Origin of the sequence: Bradyrhizobium erythrophlei, from assembly GCF_042430365.1 — a bacterium.
Lineage (GTDB): Bacteria > Pseudomonadota > Alphaproteobacteria > Rhizobiales > Xanthobacteraceae > Bradyrhizobium > Bradyrhizobium erythrophlei.
In genome coordinates this window covers 97,183-108,471 of record NZ_JBHMET010000233.1, presented here as the reverse complement: position 1 = coordinate 108,471, position 11,289 = coordinate 97,183, and the positions used below count along the sequence as shown (strand labels likewise).

Annotated in this window: 13 protein-coding genes; 5 read left to right on the top strand and 8 right to left on the bottom strand. The window is 64.3% G+C overall.

Features of this window, described 5'->3' with window-relative positions; genetic code table 11:
• Positions 1–431: 431 nt before the first annotated feature.
• Together ACFFWD_RS35840 and ACFFWD_RS35835 are read right to left on the bottom strand one after the other, a co-directional pair.
• Positions 432–677, bottom strand: a complete 246-nt coding sequence (locus ACFFWD_RS35840; protein ID WP_376973669.1) for a GCG_CRPN prefix-to-repeats domain-containing protein — start codon at positions 675–677, stop codon at positions 432–434.
• A 42-nt stretch (positions 678–719) separates the two neighbouring features.
• On the bottom strand, positions 720–959 hold the full coding sequence (locus ACFFWD_RS35835; protein WP_376973667.1) for a hypothetical protein: 240 nt from the start codon (positions 957–959) through the stop codon (positions 720–722).
• A 261-nt stretch (positions 960–1,220) separates the two neighbouring features.
• Between ACFFWD_RS35835 and ACFFWD_RS35830 the strand changes: the two genes are divergently transcribed.
• Complete coding sequence (locus tag ACFFWD_RS35830) at positions 1,221–2,183, top strand: AraC family transcriptional regulator (protein ID WP_376973665.1); 963 nt, start codon at positions 1,221–1,223, stop codon at positions 2,181–2,183.
• A gap of 67 nt (positions 2,184–2,250) precedes the next feature.
• Entirely contained in the window at positions 2,251–2,787 is a 537-nt protein-coding gene (locus ACFFWD_RS35825; protein WP_376973663.1) for a DUF4112 domain-containing protein, read from the top strand.
• Between the two features lie 74 nt (positions 2,788–2,861).
• Here the strand turns inward: ACFFWD_RS35825 and ACFFWD_RS35820 are convergent, their stop codons facing one another.
• The 5 genes from ACFFWD_RS35820 to msrA all read right to left on the bottom strand — a co-directional run bounded on the left by ACFFWD_RS35820 (position 2,862) and on the right by msrA (position 5,455).
• Complete coding sequence (locus ACFFWD_RS35820) at positions 2,862–3,158, bottom strand: hypothetical protein (protein ID WP_376973661.1); 297 nt, start codon at positions 3,156–3,158, stop codon at positions 2,862–2,864.
• Between the two features lie 226 nt (positions 3,159–3,384).
• Entirely contained in the window at positions 3,385–3,549 is a 165-nt protein-coding gene (locus ACFFWD_RS35815; RefSeq protein WP_376973659.1) for a DUF3309 family protein, read from the bottom strand.
• Between the two features lie 136 nt (positions 3,550–3,685).
• Positions 3,686–4,063, bottom strand: a complete 378-nt coding sequence (locus tag ACFFWD_RS35810) for a hypothetical protein (RefSeq protein WP_376973657.1) — start codon at positions 4,061–4,063, stop codon at positions 3,686–3,688.
• 168 nt (positions 4,064–4,231) lie between these two features.
• Entirely contained in the window at positions 4,232–4,642 is a 411-nt protein-coding gene (msrB, locus tag ACFFWD_RS35805) for a peptide-methionine (R)-S-oxide reductase MsrB (protein ID WP_376973655.1), read from the bottom strand.
• A gap of 102 nt (positions 4,643–4,744) precedes the next feature.
• Entirely contained in the window at positions 4,745–5,455 is a 711-nt protein-coding gene (msrA, locus tag ACFFWD_RS35800) for a peptide-methionine (S)-S-oxide reductase MsrA (RefSeq protein ID WP_376973653.1), read from the bottom strand.
• Between the two features lie 285 nt (positions 5,456–5,740).
• Between msrA and ACFFWD_RS35795 the strand changes: the two genes are divergently transcribed.
• Entirely contained in the window at positions 5,741–7,522 is a 1,782-nt protein-coding gene (locus tag ACFFWD_RS35795) for a caspase family protein (protein ID WP_376973651.1), read from the top strand.
• A gap of 58 nt (positions 7,523–7,580) precedes the next feature.
• Here the strand turns inward: ACFFWD_RS35795 and ACFFWD_RS35790 are convergent, their stop codons facing one another.
• Positions 7,581–8,690 (bottom strand): ATP-dependent DNA helicase, encoded by a 1,110-nt coding sequence (locus ACFFWD_RS35790; RefSeq protein WP_376973649.1) that lies wholly within the window; start codon positions 8,688–8,690, stop codon positions 7,581–7,583.
• 191 nt (positions 8,691–8,881) lie between these two features.
• Here ACFFWD_RS35790 and ACFFWD_RS35785 point away from each other — a divergent pair, with 191 nt between their 5' ends.
• Entirely contained in the window at positions 8,882–10,090 is a 1,209-nt protein-coding gene (locus tag ACFFWD_RS35785; RefSeq protein ID WP_376973647.1) for an LLM class flavin-dependent oxidoreductase, read from the top strand.
• 215 nt (positions 10,091–10,305) lie between these two features.
• Positions 10,306–11,259 (top strand): aliphatic sulfonate ABC transporter substrate-binding protein, encoded by a 954-nt coding sequence (locus tag ACFFWD_RS35780; RefSeq protein WP_376973645.1) that lies wholly within the window; start codon positions 10,306–10,308, stop codon positions 11,257–11,259.
• The last annotated feature ends 30 nt before the right edge of the window (positions 11,260–11,289 follow it).

The window sequence follows — 11,289 nt, the reverse complement described above, 5'->3', positions numbered from 1 at the left end:
TCTCGCCGGGGAGAGCACGAAATAAGCCGTAAGACCATCGCGCAGGGAAAGCCGGTGTGATCTCCGGTTTCACCTGTGGTCCTACCCCTGTGCTTTTTGTTGCACAGGGCCCATGGGTGCAATCGGCACCCGGCTTTCCCTGCGCCCTCTGCTTGAGAGGAGGGTGAGAAGAAACGCAAAAACTCGGACAAATCATGTCGCGAGAACGCGAACATATGACTCACAAGTCGCGCCACGCATTCGGTGTCGTCCCGGGCTTGACCCGGGACCCATCACCACAAATGGGAGTTATTGCGCGACACTGGGGCTACAGCTCACTTCAACGACTCAATTCCGGGGTTATGGGTCCCGGCGTTCGCCGGGACGACGTGGGGATGGAGTCCTTTCCGTCCGCCGCCTCCGTGATGCAAATCGCTGACGCGCTGCAATCCTCACGTCCCATTGGCGCGGCAGCGGCCGTAGGGGCCGAGGTACCAGCCGCGCGGGCAGGGGTGCATCCAGGGCTGTGCGTAGTTGCGGCGACAGCCGCCATCGGGGCCGCGATGCCAGCCGCCGCCGCAGCCGCCGGCGACGGTGATCACGTCGGACGTCTGCGCGGGAGCCATCGGTGCCAGCGGCAGCGCATTGGCGCTGGTGAGCGCGCCGAGAAGGAAAGCAATTGCGATCAATCTATTCATCAGAATTCTCCTGCCGTGATGTCAAACGTCTGTCGTCACACATCAGCCGCCGGCGAAGGCGATGCCGGCGCGCACTTCGCCGATCGCCTGATCGATCAGGCCAAGCGCGCGTTCGCGGTGGCCACCCTTGTTCGGGGTCGCCCTGGCGAGCTCGCCGCGCGCGGACTGCAGCATCGCGAGGCTCTCATCCATGTGCGGCTGCGCGCCAACCGCGTAGCCGATCCCCATGCTGGCGGCGATCGCCACCCCCAGCAGCAACTTGCGGACCGAAGATGTCGTCATGTCGTTGTCTCCTCTGGCTTCTTTGTTCTCGAGCGCTGGCAGTGTTGTCGTCACCGGGCCGCGGCGCAGGACGCAGGTGGGTTTGCGGCCGCTGCCGGGCCAATCGGTAATCCCGCCGCGGCCACGCTGTCTTGGACTGGGAGGCGCGGGGCGTCTGGCGATTTGGACTGTCCGGCGCTGGGCGATCCCGGTAAGCTCCTCATCCGCCGTTCATCTGGCTGCGGCCAGACTGGCGGCCCGCCTGCAGGTCCGCTCCTTCCGATGTCCGTCATCAAGAAAAGGCTGTCGACCGATATGCTGCCGCCGGGCCTGAGCGAGCGGCAGCGCTACATGTTCTTTGCCGAGCTGTTCGAGCATTTCTCCAACACCGGTGAGCTCGACCCGTCGCCGTCAGTGCCGTTCAAAGCGGCGATGAACTCGATCCATATCGGCACCACCATGCTCGGCCGCTGCGACGGCAGCTTCACCACCGTGCGGCGCGAACGGCGTCAGGTACTGGCGACCAATGACGACCGCTATTGCCTGGCGCGCAACACCGGCGACCGCACCTCGACCGTGACCCATCGCGGACGCGAATTTGCGATGCGGCCGGGCGCGATGGTGCTGCTCAAGCTCGACGAGCCGTTCTTCACCGCCGACGGCGCCCACCACAAGCGCTTCACTAATGTGCATCTGCCGATGGCGACGCTGAAATCGATGGTGGCCGGCGTCGACGACCTGGTCGGTCGCGAGCTCGCGCCGGGCGGCGCGCTGTCGCTGGCGATGGACTACAGCGATCTCCTGTTGCAGCACACGGATGCGGTGGACGAGGCCGGCTTCGTCATCGCCGCGCATCTGATGGACCTTGCGGCACTCGGCCTCGGCGCCCGCGGCGATCTCGCCATCGCCGCGCAGCGCGGCGGCCTGCGCGCGGTGCGGCTCAAGGCAGTGCTGATGATCCTCGAGAACCGCTTCGCCGAACCGGATTTCTCGGCGCACAAGCTCGCGGCGGCGGCCGGCCTCTCGGAGCGCTATGTCAACGAGCTACTCTATGAGGCCGGCGCCAGCTTCACGATGCGGCTCACCGAAATGCGGCTGACAAAGGCGGCGGATCTGCTCGCGCATGACGGCGAGCGGCGGATCAGCGACATCGCCTTCGACTGCGGCTTCAACGATCTATCCTATTTCAACCGCTGCTTCCGCCGCCGCTTCGGCCTGACGCCGTCGGCGGCGCGGGGCAAATGAGGCGGTGTCGAACGTGACACAGTGGTAATGTGCCGCAACTTGCGTCCCCCGATTGCGTTACCATGTGATGGCCATGCCCGACGACGACATCTTCACCCCACATCGCACACGTTCGCGGCCGCCGTTCGGCGGGGCGCAGGCGCGCGGCAAAGTCATCGACCAGGACGGGCGCGAAGTCCCCGATGGCTCGCCGTTTCAACAGTTCGAGGGCTTTCGCTTCGATTTCGGCAACTCCGCCGCCAATCCCTTCGGCAATCTGACGCGCGAGCAGCGGCTGGCGCGGCTGGAGGCGATCGCAAAGCTGCTCGACGTCGCCTTCATCCTGCCCGGCACCAACATCCGCTACGGCATCGACCGGCTGATCGGCCTGATCCCGGTGGTCGGCGACATCATCACGACCGCGATCTCGCTGTGGCTGGTGCGCGAGGCGCGTGCGCTCGGCGCGCCCTGGCATATCACCGCGCGGATGCTCGCCAACGTCGCGGTCGACGGCGTGGTTGGCATGGTGCCGGTCGCGGGCGACGCCTTCGACGTCATGTTCCGCGCCAATATCCGCAACGTCCGGCTATTGCGCCGTTGGCTGGACCGGCAGCCGAGGCTCTAGCGCAGCGGCCCGCGACCAAAACAAAAGCCCCCGGACAGGTTCGAGGGCTTTTCGTTGGGAGGAGGGATCGGACGTTAGGCCGCGTCGGCGTTGGCCTGGGCCGGAGCGGGCGCGGGGCGCGGACGGCGCGGCAGCGGGAAGGCCTCGCTCTCATAGAGCGAGCGGATGCCGTTCTGGTCGAAACGGGCTTCCTCGACCTGCAGGTAGGCGCCGTTCAGCGAATCCGCCGGCAGCTCTTCCATCGCGAAGCGCACGGCTTCGGCGGCGGTGCCGAAACGGCGATAGGCGAAACCGGCTCGCTTCTTCTTGCGGATCGCGGCGGGGAAAAGTTCGGCAGACGTATTGAAGTTAAACGGACGCAAAGGACGCATGGTCGAAGACCTCTTATCTTCTTGGCGGCTAGGGCGGACGAATGGGGTTTTTGGAGGACGGTGGGCCGCTACCGACGGCGCGCCGTACACATCACTTCGGCCCCTAATATAGGCCTCTTTGACAAAAATGCGAACCCCAGAACCGCCCCGGCAGGGCACATGATGAATCTGCGCATAGCAGCGGAACCGATTGCAAAAGCTTTTCTATTTCAATTACTTGCCGTGGCTACAGCTTGCCGAGCAAGACCAGGACCAGGAGCACCACCAAAATCACCCCGAAAAGGCCCATGCCGGAGTGGCCCATGCCGTAGCCATAGCCGCCGATCCGGCCGCTGTAGCCTCCCCAGAGGAGGACGAGCAGGAGGATGATGAGGATCAGTCCAAGCGACATGATGCCCTCCATGGAGCAGGCGGCAGCCGTGCGGCGAGACGCCCGCGGCCCCGCAGCCCGGAACAAAGCACATTCCGGGCTGCGAGTCCTTGGTCGACCCGCCGATAACGATGATGTTTGGGGAGGAAGGCGCCCGCTATTTCTTGCTCTCGTCGATCGGGAGCACCTTCAGCGGTGTCGGGTAGGGCTCGACGCGGAGCGAGTCGCTGGCGATCAGGCCGATTTTGTGCAGCGGCGCCTGCTCGAGATCGCCGGAGGCGGATTTGTGCACGGCATATTGCCAGACGCTCATCGAGCCCTTGGCAACCAGCATCTTCGCGATGCCGCCGGCGTTCTGGCCGTCGACCTGCGCGAGGTCGGCGTCGGAGAGACCGATCACGATCTCGTCCTTGGTGGTGATCACCTTGAACAGCGAGACCTTGTCGGCGGCACAGGCGGGCAGGCTCACGACGCTCTCCATGATGAGGCCGGCAAGGCCGAGACCGAACAGAAGCTTTCTTGGTATTTGCGGCATCGCATCTTCCCTCGTTTGCGCGCCGGGCAGACCGTTGAGGCCAAAACAAAACCCCGCGCGACCGGTTCTTGGTCGCGCGAGGTTGGAACCGCGTTCGAAGCTGGCGTAGCGTTTTCGAGCGAAGTGGGTCCCGGTTCGCGTGAAGAAAACGCGTCCCTGAAGAGGGGCTTATTTCGGATTCAGCTTCAAGGCCGCCGAGTTGATGCAGTAGCGCAGGCCGGTCGGACCCGGGCCGTCGTTGAAGACGTGGCCGAGATGGCCATCGCATTTCGAGCACAAGACCTCGGTGCGGATCATGCCGTGGCTGACATCGCGCTCCTCGTCGATATGGCTCTCGACCGCCGCTTTCGAAAAGCTCGGCCAGCCGCAGCCGGAATCGAACTTCTGGTCGGACTCGAACAGCGTCTGCCCGCAGCCGGCGCAGACATAGGTGCCCTTGCGGGGGTCATGCTCGTATTCGCCGGTGAATGGACGCTCGGTCGCCTTCTCGCGCAGCACGGCGTACTGCATCGGCGTCAGTTCATTGCGCCACTCGGCTTCGCTCTTGCGGACCTTGCCGTCGGTTTTGCTGTCAGACATGGAAACTCCTCAGGTTTAGGGCGTCATTGCGAGCGAAGCGAAGCAATCCAGTGTGAGGGGAGCACGATGGATTGCTTCGTCGCAATGACGGGAAGCGCTGCCTCAATTGGTGGCCTTGGCGGTGCTCACCAGCGTCGGCTTCTCGATGTAATTGTCCGCGAAGATCTTCTTCAGGTTCTCGACCTTCGGGATGTCGTTGTAGGCAATATAGGGTTGGTTCGGGTGCAGCGTGAGATAGTCCTGGTGGTAGGCCTCCGCCGGATAGAACGCATCCAGCGCGCCCACCTTGGTGACGATCGGCTTGCCATAGACCTTGGCTGCGTTGAGCTGGGCAATGTAGGCATCCGCCACCTTCTTCTGCTCGGCGCTGGTCGCAAAGATCGCCGAGCGATACTGCGTGCCGCTGTCGGGACCCTGCCGGTTCAGCTGGGTCGGGTCGTGCACGACCGAGAAGAAGATCTGCAGGATCTTGCCGTAGGAAATCTTCTTCGGGTCGTATTTGATCTCGACCGATTCCGCATGTCCCGTCGCGCCGGTGGAGACCATGTTGTAGTCCGCCGTCGCCTTGCTGCCGCCGGAGTAGCCGGAAACCGCGTTGACGACGCCGGCGGTGTGCTGGAACACGCCCTGCACGCCCCAGAAGCAGCCGCCGGCCAGGACCGCGGTCTGGATGCCACCGGCCTCCTGGGCGTCGGTCGCAGGCGGCGGAATGATCACGGCGTCTTCCGCCGCGCGCGAAGGAGCTATGGCAAAGGCGGCAACGGCCAGCGCGCCGATCGCGGCGGCGCAAAGCGAGAGGCGGCTGAGGGACATGGGTTCCTCGTGGGATCGCGGTTGGGAGCCAGTTTAGAGCGGGGGCCGGCTTTCGCAATCGGCACGGCGCCCCCCGACGCCTCAAGATACGGTCGGGGGCGCATTTTGTTACGGCGGAAGCCACACGGTTTCGTGAATAAAATCACGGCCCTGCAACGTCTTAGCGAGGCCGCCGCGTGGGCGGGTGGGGCGTCACTGTTGACCGGAACCGGCCGTCCCTTCCATCAATGAACCGCGACTTGCGACGCGCTACAAAATTCTAGGCGGCTGGGGGCTTCTCTTGCGATGTTACGCGTCTTCCTCTCCTTCATCGTTCTGATTGCGCTGGTTGGCGCCGCGCGCGCGGCCGGCGATATCGACACCTGCCGCAACAACCAGGCCGAAGCCGCCGCGCGGCTCACGGCCTGCGAGTCTGTCATCGCGGATGACGCGATCTCCGGCAAGTCGAAGGCGGCGGCGTATTGGTACCGCGGCGACACGCTGTCGAAGAAGCGCGACTATGACAATGCGATCGCAGCCTTCAGCGCGGCGTTCGCCGCCGATCCCGACAACGTCGTCATTCTCAACTCCCGTGGCATCGCCTATTCGAACAAGGGCGACAACGAGCATGCGCTGGCGGATTTCGAGCGTTGCATGCAGCTGCGCCCGAACTTCGCCAGCCCCTACAACAATCGCGGCCTGATCTCCATGCGCACCGGCGACGTGCAGCGTGCGCTGAACGACTTCAATTCCGCGGTCAAATACGCCTCCACCGGTGAGATCGGGTACATCCACCTCTACAACCGCGCCCGCGCCGAATCCCTGCTCAAGCGTTACGACGCGGCGCTGGCTGATTTTGCCGAGGCGCAGAAGATCAAGCCTGATGGTCCGAGGGTGCCCTCGCTGCGCTGCATCACCTACACGGAGATGAAGAGATTCGATGAGGCGCTCACGGATTGCAACACGGCGCTGACGGCGAACCCGAAGGACGCTTTCGTGCTGGTCAGCCGTGCCAATCTGCGTCTGGCCAAGGGCGATCTCAACGCCGCGCTCGACGACTACAACGGGACGCTGAAGATTGCGCCGAACTACATCCGTGCCTATGCCGGGCGTGGGCAGCTGTTCGAGAAGCGGGGCGACACCGTTGCCGCGCGCTACGACTACCGCTCCGCCAGCGTCGCGCTGACCAAGGTCGACGACACCGAAGTCGCGATCGCGCGCCGGTTTGCCAAGGAGCGGCTGGCAGCGCTGTCGCCGGCGGTCGCCCGGCCACCGCCCCCGCCGCCGGCCAAGCCGGCGCCCGGCGTGTCGCCAGTGCCGACACCGCCGTCCGGACCGCGTAAGGTCGCGCTCATCGTCGGCAACGGCTCCTACAGGAACGTTCCGCCATTGGCCAACCCGCCGCGTGACGCCAGGCTGATCGCGTCGACATTCCGCGATCTCGGCTTCGCCGTGGTGACGCTTGCGCCGGATCTCAGCCGCGACAAGTTCTTCGCCGCGCTGCGCGATTTTGGCGCCGAGGCCGAGAAGGCGGACTGGGCGGTGGTCTACTATGCCGGTCACGGCATGGAGATCGGCGGCGTCAACTATCTGATCCCGACCGATGCGAAGCTGGCCAGCGACCACGATGCCGACACCCAGGCCGTTGCGCTGGAGCAGGTGATCGCCGCGGTTGCCGGCGCGCGAAAGCTGCGCCTGGTCATGCTCGATGCCTGCCGCGACAACCCGTTCGAAAAGACCATGAAGCACACCATCGCGCTCAAGCTGGTTAGTAAGGGACTTTCCAACATCGAGCCGGAAGCCGGCTTCATGGTGGTCTATGCCGCCAAGCACGGCGAGACAGCGCTGGACGGAGATGCGGTGAATTCACCCTTCGCGACTGCGCTGGCGCGCGACATCAAGGAGCCGAAGATCGAGGTCCGCAAGCTGTTCGACATCGTCCGCGACGACGTCTGGACCGCCACCAAGCATCAGCAGCAGCCGTTCACCTACGGCTCGCTGCCCGGCCGCGAGGATTTCTATTTTGTCGTGGGGGAAGTAGGGGGCGTCATTGCGAGGAGCGACAGCGACGAAGCAATCCATGTCTAAGCAAGCGGGGGATGGATTGCTTCGCTGCGCTCGCAATGACGGAAGGAAAATGGCGACGTCAAACCACCACGCTCAGCCGCTTCGCGGCGCGGGTGATGCCGGTGTAGAGCCAGCGCGCGCGGCTGTCCTGGAACGCAAAGCTCTCGTCGAACAGCACGACGTCGTCCCATTGCGAGCCCTGCGACTTGTGCACCGTCAGCACGTAGCCATAGTCGAACTCGTCGTAGGGCTTGCGCTGCTCCCACGGAATTCCCTCGATGCCGCCGTCGAAGCATTCGCCGCGCACCGACACCTTGGTGACCTTGTAGCCAAAATCCTCGTCCGGCATCACGCGCATGGTGATGATCTTGGATTTCGACTGCGCGCGCGCCTTCACCCGCCACAGCCCGCCGTTGAACAGGCCCTTCTTGCGGTTGTTGCGCAGGCAGACCAGCTTGTCGCCGGCGACGGGGAGGGGATCCTCGATGTTCTGTCGCTGCCGCACCCGCATATTGTAGGCGCGGCGGGTGTTGTTGCGGCCGACCAGCACCTGGTCGGCGCCCATCACCCGATCCGGATCGAGCTCCTTGCGCGAGACCACCTCGCTCTCGCCATGGCGGCCGATCTCGAGCTCACGGCCCTCGCGGATATCCATCGACATCCGTACGATCGGATCGTCCTGCGCCTGGCGGTGCACCTCGGTCAGCATGGCGTCCGGCTCGGCATCGGTGAAGAAGCCGCCGCCCTGGATCGGCGGCAATTGCGCGGGATCGCCGAGCACCAAGAGCGGGCAGTCGAAGGACATCAGGTCGCGGCCGAGCTCGGCGTCGACCATCGAGCACTCGTCGATCACGATCAGCTTGGCCTTGGACGCCGGCGCGTCGTCCCACAGCTCGAAGCTCGGCTGCTCGACCCCGGATTCACGGGCGCGGTAGATCAGCGAGTGGATGGTGGAGGCGTTGTCGCAGCCCTTGTTGCGCATCACCAGCGCCGCCTTGCCGGTGAACGCCGCGAACTTCACCTCGCCGTCGACGCCTTCGGCGATGTGGCGGGCGAGCGTGGTCTTGCCGGTTCCGGCATAACCGAACAGGCGGAACACCGGCGGCGTGCCGTTCTGGCCGGGTTTGGCCTTGAGCCAGTCGGCAACGGCTTTCAGCGCGGAATCCTGGTGCGGCGTAAAGGTGGTCATGGGGCTTTCGGAAGGAAGAGCGCGCGACCGATAGCGCCGCGACTCAACGCACACAAGCTAACCATTCGCGCGTTCCAATCAAGACGACTTCCGCTACGCGGAATTGGGGTTTCGCAACCGAGGCTAGACATGGTCGGTGTCGGCACTAGACTGACCGAAAACAACAAATGGTCGAGCTTGGGAGTGACGTCATGAAATTCGGCATCTTTTACGAGCTGCAATTGCCGCGTCCGTGGAATGACGGCGACGAACTCAGGCTTTACCAGAACGCGCTGACGCAACTCGAGACCGCCGACCGGCTCGGCTACGACTATGCCTGGGTCGTGGAGCATCACTTCCTGGAGGAATATTCGCATTCACCGGCACCGGAATCCTTCCTCGCCGCGGCAAGCCAGCGCACGAAGAACATCCGGCTCGGCCACGGCATCTTCCAGCTCACCACCAACCATCCCGCGCGCGTCGCCGAGCGGGTCGCGGTGCTCGATCTCCTGAGCAACGGGCGCTGCGAGTTCGGTATGGGCGAGAGCGCCTCGATCACCGAGCTGACGCCGTTCGGCCGCGACATGGAGACCAAGCGCGAGGTGTTCGAGGACGCGGTCAGCGCGATCTTCCCGATGTTCACCAAGGTCGGCACCGAGCATCGCGGCAAGTATTTCGATATCCCCTTGCGCAACGTAGTGCCGAAGCCGGTGCAGAAGCCGCACCCACCGCTCTGGATGGCGTGCTCGCAGCTGCCGACCATCGAGCGCGCCGGGCAGAACGGATTTGGTGCGCTCGGCTTCCAGTTCGTCAGCGCGGATGCCGCGCATGCCTGGGTGCACGCCTATTACAATGCGATCACCAAGCGGCTGAAAAAGCTCGCCGACTACGAGATCAATCCGAACATGGCGCTGGTCTCGTTCTTCATGTGCGCCAAGACCGACGAGGAGGCGCGCGCCCGCGCCGACGGCGCGACCTTCTTCCAGTTCGCGCTGCGCTATTACGGCGCTGCGCAGAACCGCCAGCGGCCGGCGCCCGGGACCGTCAACATGTGGGACGAGTACAACAAGTGGAAGCGCGAGAATCCGGAGGCGCAGGAGGCCGCCTTGCGCGGCGGCTTGATCGGCTCGCCGGAAACCATTCGGAAGAAGCTGCGGCGCTTCCGCACCTCGCATATCGACCAGGTGATCCTGCTCAACCAGGCCGGCAAGAACACCCACGAGCATATCTGCGAGTCGCTCGAGCTGTTCGCCAAGGAAGTGATGCCGGAGTTCCAGAACGATCCCGAGCACGATGCCTGGAAACGGGGCGTGCTCAGCGGCGCGATCCAGCTCGAGGAGATCGAGACCGAGGCGTTCAAGGACCGCTATGGTAAACTCGCGGTCAATGTCGATCAGCCGAAAGCGGTTGCGGCGGGCTGAACGATTCCCGTGCGTCGACATCGCGATCCCGTGAAGAAAATAATTCGCTACGCTCATTTCGCGGCTTGAAAGAAACCGCGCGCACGATGCCCGCACGAGAGTGCGGGCATCGCTATTTTTGCCGGGCGCTCGACAGCTTCATTCGCGCGCCCCATCATCCTGACATCGCATGATCGCGCAGTGAACTGCGCGCGGTCGTCAGGAGAATTGTTGCAATGAAGCGTCGTGAGTTCCTCAAACTGTCGCTCGGTTCCGCCGCCGTCGCCGCGCTGTTGTCGCGCCGCGCGGGCGCCGAGGGCGGGGTGAAGGAAATTCGTATCGGTTATCAGAAGAACGGCGTGCTGGTCGTCGCGCGGCAACGCGCGGCGCTGGAAGATCATTTCAAGCCGCTCGGCGTCGAGGTGAAGTGGATCGAGTTCTCGTCCGGCCCGCCGATGATGGAAGCGATGAATGTCGGCAGCGTCGACTACGGCGCGGTCGGCGACTCGCCGCCGATTTTCGCCCAGGCCGCGGGTGCAGCGATCGTCTACGCCGCGGGGCAGCCCATCACCAACGGCCAGGGCATCCTGGTGCCGCGCAATTCGGCAATTGCCGACATCGCCGATCTCAAGGGCAAGCGCATCGGCTTCACCAAGGGATCCAGCGCGCATAACATCGTCATCCAGACGCTGGAGAAGGCCGGGCTCACCTACAACGACATCACGCCGGTCTGCCTGACGCCGCCGGATGCCGGCCCGGCCTTTGCCAATGGCGGGATTGACGCCTGGGTCATCTGGGATCCGTATTTTGCGATCGGCGAGACCAAGCAGAACGGCCGCATGCTGGTCAACGCCCACGAGATCACCAAGACCAACTCGTTCTACATCGCCAACCGCGACTTTGCGAAGAACAACGCGGCCATCCTGCAGCAGATCGTCGACGTCACGACCTCGACGGCGGTGTGGGCGCAGGCGCATCCCGACGAGGTGGCGAAATCGCTGAGCGCCGTCACCGGCGTTCCGCTCGACATCCAGACCATCGCGGCCCGCCGGGCCGGCTTCTCGGTCGGCCCGATCACCGACGACATCGTCGCGACCCAGCAGGGCGTGGCCGACCGCTTCTTCAAGCTCGGTCTTGTTCCGAAGCAGATCGCGGTTCGAGAGATCGTCTGGCGCAACACCAAGACCTGATCGCTCGGCCTTTCATCAAGCAGGGAATGT

Coding starts and splice junctions, on each gene's coding strand:
- ACFFWD_RS35830 (WP_376973665.1), top strand. CDS start 1,221: ATGTCCGTCATCAAGAAAAGGCTGTCGACCGATATGCTGCCGCCGGGC.
- ACFFWD_RS35835 (WP_376973667.1), bottom strand. CDS start 959: ATGACGACATCTTCGGTCCGCAAGTTGCTGCTGGGGGTGGCGATCGCC.
- ACFFWD_RS35790 (WP_376973649.1), bottom strand. CDS start 8,690: ATGACCACCTTTACGCCGCACCAGGATTCCGCGCTGAAAGCCGTTGCC.
- ACFFWD_RS35840 (WP_376973669.1), bottom strand. CDS start 677: ATGAATAGATTGATCGCAATTGCTTTCCTTCTCGGCGCGCTCACCAGC.
- ACFFWD_RS35785 (WP_376973647.1), top strand. CDS start 8,882: ATGAAATTCGGCATCTTTTACGAGCTGCAATTGCCGCGTCCGTGGAAT.
- ACFFWD_RS35825 (WP_376973663.1), top strand. CDS start 2,251: ATGGCCATGCCCGACGACGACATCTTCACCCCACATCGCACACGTTCG.
- ACFFWD_RS35820 (WP_376973661.1), bottom strand. CDS start 3,158: ATGCGTCCTTTGCGTCCGTTTAACTTCAATACGTCTGCCGAACTTTTC.
- ACFFWD_RS35815 (WP_376973659.1), bottom strand. CDS start 3,549: ATGTCGCTTGGACTGATCCTCATCATCCTCCTGCTCGTCCTCCTCTGG.
- ACFFWD_RS35810 (WP_376973657.1), bottom strand. CDS start 4,063: ATGCCGCAAATACCAAGAAAGCTTCTGTTCGGTCTCGGCCTTGCCGGC.
- ACFFWD_RS35780 (WP_376973645.1), top strand. CDS start 10,306: ATGAAGCGTCGTGAGTTCCTCAAACTGTCGCTCGGTTCCGCCGCCGTC.
- ACFFWD_RS35795 (WP_376973651.1), top strand. CDS start 5,741: ATGTTACGCGTCTTCCTCTCCTTCATCGTTCTGATTGCGCTGGTTGGC.
- msrA (WP_376973653.1), bottom strand. CDS start 5,455: ATGTCCCTCAGCCGCCTCTCGCTTTGCGCCGCCGCGATCGGCGCGCTG.
- msrB (WP_376973655.1), bottom strand. CDS start 4,642: ATGTCTGACAGCAAAACCGACGGCAAGGTCCGCAAGAGCGAAGCCGAG.